Here is an 8,186-nt window from a genome sequence, read left to right as displayed (position 1 = left end):
TGTCGAGTCGTTCCGGGCGATGCCCCAGAGCGCTTGCAACAGCTGTGCACCGATGTGTTCGGCCCTTGCCCACGCGAGATTTGGAGGACCGGTGAGTATCAATCCGTTCGACGACGACCCTGGCAGCCAACTCAGTCGTTGCTGTGAGGGCGCGAAATGACTACCTACCCGATCGACGACGTCATGCAGCGCTGGCCGTCGACCGACTCGCCTCCGATCGGCGCCACACCTGTCACTCCCATTGCTGTGATCGGCATGGCGTGCCGGCTACCGGGAGGCATCGACTCCCCGGAGCAGTTGTGGGAGGCGTTGCTGCGCGGCGACGACCTGGTTACCGAGATCCCGCACGACCGCTGGGACGCCGACGAATACTACGATCCCGAGCCGGGTGTGCCGGGCCGGTCGGTCTCGCGGTGGGGCGCATTCATCGACGACGTCGCCGGCTTCGATCCCGAGTTCTTCGGGATCAACGAGCGGGAAGCGACCGCGATGGATCCGCAACACCGGATACTTCTGGAAACCTCGTGGGAGGCCATGGAACACGCCGGTCTTACGCGGGAGCGAATCGCCGACTCGCGCACCGGCGTGTTCATGGGATTGACGCATGGTGACTACCAACTGCTGGCCGCCGACGCGCACTCCGTCGAGGGGGCATACGGCTTTTCCGGCAGCAACTTCAGCCTGGCCTCCGGGCGCATCGCCTACGCCCTGGGGGTTCACGGTCCCGCACTGACCGTGGACACCGCCTGTTCCTCCGGCCTGACCGCGATCCACCTGGCTTGCCGCAGCCTGCACGAGCGCGAAAGCGACCTCGCCCTTGCCGGCGGCGCCACGCTGGCGTTGGACCCGCGGAAATTCGCCGCGGGGTCGGCCGAGGGCATGCTGTCGCCGACCGGGCGCTGCCACGCCTTCGACGTCGCGGCCGACGGGTTCGTGGGCGGCGAGGGCAGCGTCATGCTCTTACTCAAGCGGCTTTCCGACGCGCTGCGCGATGGCGACCGGATTCTGGCCGTCGTGCGGGGGACCGCCGCCAATCAGGACGGTCACACCGTGAATATCGCCACTCCGTCGAAGACCGCGCAGACCGCGGTGTATCAGGCGGCGTTGGCCGCCGCGGGTGTCGACGCCCGAACGGTTGCCATGGTCGAGGCCCACGGGCCCGGCACCCCGGTGGGTGACCCGATCGAATATGCCAGCCTGGCCGACGTTTACGGCGTCGAGGGGCCCTGCGCGCTGGCGTCGGTGAAGACCAACTTCGGCCATGCGCAGGCGGCCTCCGGAGCCCTCGGGATGATGAAGGCGATCCTCGCGCTGCAGCACGGTGTGGTTCCCCGGAATTTGCATTTCACCCGGCTACCCGATGACCTGGCCAAGATCGATACGAAACTCTTTGTGCCCCTGGAGACTACGCCGTGGACTACCAACGGGGACCACCCACGACGGGCGGCGGTCTCGTCGTACGGCCTGTCGGGAACCAACGTGCACGCCATCGTGGAACAAGCACCCGAACAAGCCCTGAAAACCGTTGTATCCCAGGCCGAATCGTCGACCACGGAACCGCTGATATTTCCGCTGTCGTCCACCTCGGCCGATGAACTGCGCCGCACGGCCGGCCGGCTGGCCGGCTGGGTGCGAGCACATGACGATCTGGCGTTGCCCGACCTGGCCTACACCCTGGCGCGCCGGCGCGTCCACCGCCCGGTACGCACCGCGGTCATCGCGGATAGCCGGGCCGGGCTCGTCGTGGCGCTGCGCGAGGTCGCCGACGGCGATGCTCCCTATCAGCCCGCGGTCGGACAGGACGACCGCGGACCGGTTTGGGTGTTCTCCGGGCAGGGTTCGCAATGGGCGGCGATGGGCGCAGACCTGCTGGCGACCGAACCGGTGTTTGCCGCCACCGTCGCGGAAGTCGAACCGCTGATCGCGCGGGAGTCCGGATTCTCGGTGATCGCAGCCATGTCGGCGCCGCAGACCGTGGCCGGCCAAGACCGTGTCCAGCCGACCCTGTTCGCCATGCAGGTCGCGCTGGCGGCCACGATGAAGGCATATGGAGTGCGCCCGGGCGCGGTGATCGGGCACTCCCTCGGCGAGGCCGCGGCAGCTGTCGTCGCGGGTGCGATGTCGCTGGAAGACGGGGCGCGGGTGATCTGCCGCCGCTCGCGGCTGATGTCCCGCATCGCCGGTGCGGGTGCCACAGCATCGGTGGAATTGCCTGCCCAGCAAGTGCTTTCGGAGCTGACGGCGCGTGGCGTCAACGACGTCGTGGTGGCGGTGGTGGCCTCGCCGCAGTCCACCGTGATTGCCGGTGCCGCCCAAACGGTTCGCGACCTGGTCGCGGCCTGGGAGCAGCGCGATGTGATGGCCCGCGAGGTCCCCACGGACGTCGCCTTTCATTCGCCTCAAGTCGATCCGATCATGGACGAGCTGACCGCGATGCTCGCAGAGATCAGGCCGATGACACCGGAGGTTCCGTACTACTCGGCGACCCTGTTCGACCCGCGCGAGCAGCCCGTGTGCGACGCCCGCTATTGGGCGAACAACATGCGCCGTATGGTGCGGTTCGCCACGGCCGTGCAGGCCGCTTTGGAGGACGGCTTCCGGGTCTTTGCCGAGCTGGCGCCGCACCCGCTGCTTACCCGCGCTCTCGAGCAGACCGCGCGCGGTCGGGAGATGCCGATGGCCGCTCTGGCCGGGATGCGCCGTCAACAATCGCTTCCCCACGGGCTGCGTGGTTTTGTGGCGGATCTACACAGCGCGGGCGCGGCGGTCGATTTCTCCGTGCTCTACCCGAGTGGGCGGCTGGTGGACGCGCCGCTGCCGACCTGGACGCACCGCCGGCTGTGGTTGAGCGGCGGCGGCCAGGAATCCCCGACACACGGCGGCTGCACCGTTTCCGTGCATCCACTGCTGGGTTCGCACGTGCACCTGCAGGAGGAGCCCGAGCGCCACGTGTGGCAGGCCGAGGTCGGCACCGCCGCGCAGCCGTGGCTCGCCGACCACCAGATCCGCAATGTGGTTGTGCTCCCGGGAGCCGCGTACTGCGAGATGGCGTTGGCCGCCGCGCGCACCGTGCTGGGCGAGACGGCCGAGGTTCGCGACATCCGGTTCGAGCAGGCGCTCCTGCTGGATGAGCAGACCACGATCGGCGCCTTGGCGTCGTTGTCCTCACCGGGCGTCGTCGAGTTCACCGTCGAGTCGAATCGGGGCGGCGAACAGGCGCGGCATGCCGCCGCAATCCTCCGTGCCGCAGAGGATGACCGGCCCCCCGCGTACGACATGTGCGCGCTCCTCGCCGCGCATACGGGTAGCGATGATGGCGACGAGGTGCGCGCGCGCATGGACCGACGTGGCGTTCAGTACGGTCCCGCATTCGCCGGTTTGGGTGTCGTCCACACCGGCAAGGAGGCGCCCGGCACCGTCCTGGCCGAGGTGGCGCTGCCCCGCCAAATCCGCTCGCAACAAGCTCTTTACGGCGTACACCCCGCATTGCTGGATGCCTGTTTCCAGTCCGTTGAAGCTCATCCGGACGTCCGGGCCCTGGGCGACGGCGCGCTGGGGTTGGTGTTGGGTATTCGTCGACTCCGCGCCTACGGCGCCGCCCGCAATGCCCACTACTGCTACACACGGGTGACCAAGGCCGAGACTTCCGGGGTCGAGGCCGACATCGACGTGCTCGACGAGCACGGGGCAGTCCTGCTCACCGTGCAGGGCCTGCGGGTGGGTACCAGCGCATCCGAGAGCGGCAACAAAGATCGGGTGCTGGCCGAGCGGCTGCTGACCGTCGAATGGCGGCAACGCGAATTGCCGGAGCCGGACCACACCGACGCCGGAAGCTGGCTTTTGCTCGGCACTTCCGCCACCGCGGACGTGGCCGCCAGCTCGCTCGCCGACGCGTTGAAAAACCACGGGATGCAGTGCACGACCATGTCCTGGCCGCGGCACGCCGACCACAGCTCCACCGTGGGTCAGCTCGGAAATCATCTGCGTACCGGTGGATTCGCCGGAGCGGTGATCCTCATCGGGCCGGACAACGGTGAATCCGACGAGCAGTGTGCGCTTTTGGGCCGGGACTACGTGCAACATCTGGCGCGCATTGCCCGCGAGCTGGTGGACGTTCCCGGCGAACCGCCGCGCTTGTACGTCGTCACCCGCAACGCCCAAACGGTGGTGTCCAACGACGTGCCCGACCTCGCGCAGGCCGGGCTGCGGGGCCTGGTCCGGGTAATCGGCATGGAACACCCGCATCTGGGCGCCAGTCTGATCGATGTGGACGAAACCACCGACGCCGAGCAGCTGGCACGGCAACTGCTCGCCGGTTCGGACGAGGACGAGACCGCTTGGCGAAATGGCGCGTGGTACACCGCGCGGCTGTGCCCCACTCCGCTGCTTGCCGAGGAGCGGAAAACCGCCGTCGCCAACCACGAGTCCGACGGGATGCGGCTGCAGATCCGTACGCCCGGCGACCTGGAGTCACTCGAACTCGTTGCCTGCGACCGCGTTCCACCGGGACCCGGAGAGATCGAGGTCGCCGTCAGCGCGTCCAGCATCAACTTCGCCGACGTCCTCGTCGCGTTCGGCCGTTACCCCGCCTTCGAGGGCCGGCTGCCTGCGCTGGGCACCGACTTCGCCGGCGTGGTGACCGCGGTCGGACCGGGCGTGACCGGCCACCGGGTGGGGGATCATGTCGGCGGCCTGAGCGCCAACGGTTGTTGGGCTACGTTCCTCACCTGCGACGCGCGCCTGGCCGTCACGCTGCCGCCCGGCCTGGCCGACGACCAGGCGGCGGCGGTCACCACCGCGCATGCCACCGCCTATTACGGCCTGCATGAGCTGGCCCGAATCAAAGCCGGCGAGCGGGTGCTGATCCACTCCGCGACCGGTGGGGTTGGACAGGCGGCAATCGCCATTGCCCGGGCCGCGAAGGCCGAGATCTTCGCCACCGCGGGCAGCGAGCAACGTCGACAATTACTGCGCGACATGGGTATTGAGCATGTCTACGACTCGCGAAGCGTGGAGTTCGCCGACCTGATACGTCGCGACACCGACGGCTATGGCGTGGACATCGTGCTCAACTCGGTCGTCGGCGCCGCCCAGCGCGCGGGCGTCGCATTGCTGGCGTTCGGTGGCCGATTCGTCGAAATCGGCAAACGCGACATCTACGGCGACACCCGGTTGGGGCTCTTCCCGTTCCGGCGAAACCTCACGTTCTACGCCCTCGACCTGGCGTTGATGTCATTCAGCCACCCGAACAGGCTGCGAGACCTGCTGAACACGGTGTACCGGCTCACCGCGGACGGCTCGTTGCCGATGCCGCAGAGCACGCACTACCCACTTGCCGACGCCGCCACCGCGATTCGGGTGATGAGCGGCGCGCAGCACACCGGCAAACTCGTGCTCGATGTCCCGCGCACGGGCCGCAGCCGCGTGATGGTGCCGCCCGCGCAGGTCGGGGTCTTCCGCAGCGACGGGGCTTACATCGTCACCGGTGGGCTGGGAGGCTTGGGGCTGTTCCTGGCCGAGAAGATGGCTACTCCCGGTTCGGGAGCCGGTTGCGGGCGTATCGTGCTGTCCTCGCGCTCGCAACCGACTCCCGAGGCGCTGGAGATGATCGAGCGCATCCGCGCGATCGGTGCCGACGTCGTCGTCGACTGCGGCGACATCACCGAGGCCGAGACGGCCCGGCGATTGGTGGCCACGGCAACCGCCACCGGGCTTCCGGTGCGCGGTGTGCTGCACCTGGCGGCGGTGATCGAGGACGCCACGCTGACCAATATCACCGACGAGCTCATCGAGCGTGACTGGGCACCAAAGGTTTACGGTGCATGGAATTTGCACACCGCGACCGCTTCGCAGCCATTGGACTGGTTCTGCTCGTTCTCCTCGGCCGCCGCGCTGGTCGGCTCGCCCGGTCAGGGCGCCTACGCCGCCGCCAACAGCTGGCTGGACGCCTTCACCCGTTGGCGCCGGGCTCGAGGTCTGCCGGCCACCGCGATCGCGTGGGGCGCCTGGGCGCAGATAGGACGCGCCACCGCCTTGGCCGACCGCGCCGACGCTGCTATAGCTCCCGACGAAGGCGCTTATGCATTGGAAGCGCTGCTGCGCCATGACCGCGCCTGCACCGGCTACGCCCCGATAACGGCCACACCGTGGTTGGCCGCTTTCGCCCAACGCAGCCCCTTCGCCGAAGCGTTCCGCTCCAACGGGCAAAGCGCCACGGGCACAAGCAGACTGCGCGCCGAGCTCGAAGAGCTGACCCTGGACGAGTGGCCCACCCGGCTGCGGCGATTGATCTCCGACCAGGTCAGCCTGATCCTGCGCCGCAACATTGACCCCGACCGTCCGCTGTCCGAGTACGGACTCGACTCGCTGGGCGGTCTCGAACTACTTACCCGCATCCAGACCGAAACGGGCATACGCGTGATGCCCGCCGACATCGCCAGCATTGGCACCATTCGCGGTCTGGCGGAACTGCTGTGCTCAAAGCTGGCGCCCGCGGACGCGGCGTGAGGCGGAAAGGATTTCATCATGGCTTCCGATCACATGGTCACAGGAAAGTCCGCTCCGAGCGGACCCGAGCACCTCGACTTCTTCACCGACAAGGCGCTCGTCGACGACCCCTACGACTACTACGACGCGATCCGGCGTTGCCCGGTATGGCGTGAGCCGGCGCACGGTGTGGTGATGGTGTCGGGGTACGACGAGGCCCTCGCGGTGCAACGCGACACCGAGCAGGCCCTGTCGGTATGCAACATCGTCAGCGGGCCATGGTCGGGGATTCCGACCAAAACCGACAGCGATGACATCTCGGACGTGATCGAGCGGCACCGCAAGAAGGTTACGTTCGGCGACTACTTCATCACGTTCGATCCACCGAAGCACACCGCGCACCGCTCGCTGTTGAGCCGGTTGTTCACGCCGAAACAGCTCAAGAACAACGAGGACTTCCTGTGGCGCCTTGCCGATGAACAACTCAACCGCTTCGTCGCAAAGGGTAAGTGCGAGATCGTCTTCGACTACAACTTCCCGTTCACGCTCGACGCGATCACCGACCTGCTGGACGTACCCGAGGCCGATCGTGAGCGATTCCGCCACGCGGCGAGAGCCAGCAGGCTCGAAGGCGACCGCAGCGGTTTCGTCGGCGTGAAAGAGGAGTGGTTCGTGGAGTACATCGAGGAACGGCGGCGCAATCCGCGCGACGACGTCCTCACCGAGCTTGCGTTGGCAAAGTTTCCCGACGGCACGACCCCCGACGCGTTAGACGTCGCCCGCGTTGCCACCTTCATGTACGCCGCGGGCCACGGCACGACGATCGACCTGCTGAGTCTGTCGATGCTCACGTTGGCGGAGCGACCGGACCTGCAAGAGCAGCTGCGCGAGGACAATTCAAAGATTCCCGCCTTCATCGAGGAGATGCTGCGCATCGAGAGCCCGATCAAATCGAACTTCCGCCTGGCGCGGCGTAGCACCAGGATCGGAGACGTCGATGTGCGAGCCGGTACCAGCATTCTGGTGATGAACGGTGCGGCAAACCGCGATCCCCGGCGGTTCGACGATCCCGACGAATTCCGCCTCGGCCGCCCGAACATACTGCATCACATGGCGTTCGGCCGTGGTGTTCACACGTGCCCGGGCGCGCCCATCGCCCGCGCCGAAGTGCGGGTGAGCCTGGAACGAATCCTGGCTCGGATGCGCGACATTCGGCTTTCCGAGGCCGAGCACGGTCCCCCGGGCGCTCGCCGGCTCGACTGGGACCGCACCCTGTTGTTCAGGCGCCTCAAGGAATTGCACCTCGAGTTCGCACCCGTTCAGGAGGTGTCCAATTGACCACGACCCGAGTGGCTGTCGGCGTTTGCGCCCTCGCATTGTCGTTGACCGCCGGTGCCGGTCTTGCGTTCGCCGATCGGGACCTGAGTCCGTTCGTCAACACCACCTGCAATTACGGACAGGTGATATCGGCGCTGCAGGCGGCGGATCCGCAAGCCGCCGCACAATTCAACTCTTCGCCGGAGAGCGGGGCCTTCTTGCGTCAGTTCCTCGCTTCGCCGCCGGGTCAACGCCAGCAGATGGCCCAGATGCTGGCCGGCCAGCCGGGGGCCGACCAGCAGTTTGAACTCGTCCAGCGCGTCTTCGGCACCTGCAACAACTACTGAGCAGACCGGCACCCACCGTCGACCACCGAAAGTGTT

3 protein-coding genes are annotated in these 8,186 nt (G+C 67.3%); all 3 read left to right on the top strand.

Annotated features, from left to right (window positions below):
• Nucleotides 1–156: 156 nt before the first annotated feature.
• The 3 genes from pks2 to QGN31_RS15085 are packed head-to-tail and all read left to right on the top strand — an operon-like array spanning nt 157 to nt 8,150.
• Nucleotides 157–6,507 (top strand): sulfolipid-1 biosynthesis phthioceranic/hydroxyphthioceranic acid synthase, encoded by a 6,351-nt coding sequence (pks2, locus tag QGN31_RS15095; RefSeq protein WP_014941819.1) that lies wholly within the window; start codon nt 157–159, stop codon nt 6,505–6,507.
• An 18-nt stretch (nt 6,508–6,525) separates the two neighbouring features.
• A complete protein-coding gene (locus tag QGN31_RS15090) occupies nt 6,526–7,824 on the top strand; it encodes a cytochrome P450 (RefSeq protein WP_008256248.1) in 1,299 nt (432 codons plus the stop codon).
• The gene (locus QGN31_RS15085; RefSeq protein WP_201409333.1) at nt 7,821–8,150 is read left to right on the top strand and encodes a hemophore-related protein; all 330 of its coding nucleotides are present in this window, start codon (nt 7,821–7,823) and stop codon (nt 8,148–8,150) included. The genes QGN31_RS15090 and QGN31_RS15085 overlap by 4 nt, the downstream gene beginning before the upstream one ends.
• The last annotated feature ends 36 nt before the right edge of the window (nt 8,151–8,186 follow it).

The sequence above is a fragment of the Mycobacterium sp. 2-64 genome (genome assembly GCF_035918375.1).
GTDB classification, from domain to species: domain Bacteria; phylum Actinomycetota; class Actinomycetes; order Mycobacteriales; family Mycobacteriaceae; genus Mycobacterium; species Mycobacterium intracellulare.
Note: the sequence above shows the minus strand (reverse complement) of the source record. Positions and strands in the feature narration are given on the sequence as shown.

What these genes read in the sequence shown, in the direction of transcription:
- pks2 (WP_014941819.1), top strand. Translation starts at nt 157, where the DNA reads ATGACTACCTACCCGATCGACGACGTCATGCAGCGCTGGCCGTCGACC.
- QGN31_RS15090 (WP_008256248.1), top strand. Translation starts at nt 6,526, where the DNA reads ATGGCTTCCGATCACATGGTCACAGGAAAGTCCGCTCCGAGCGGACCC.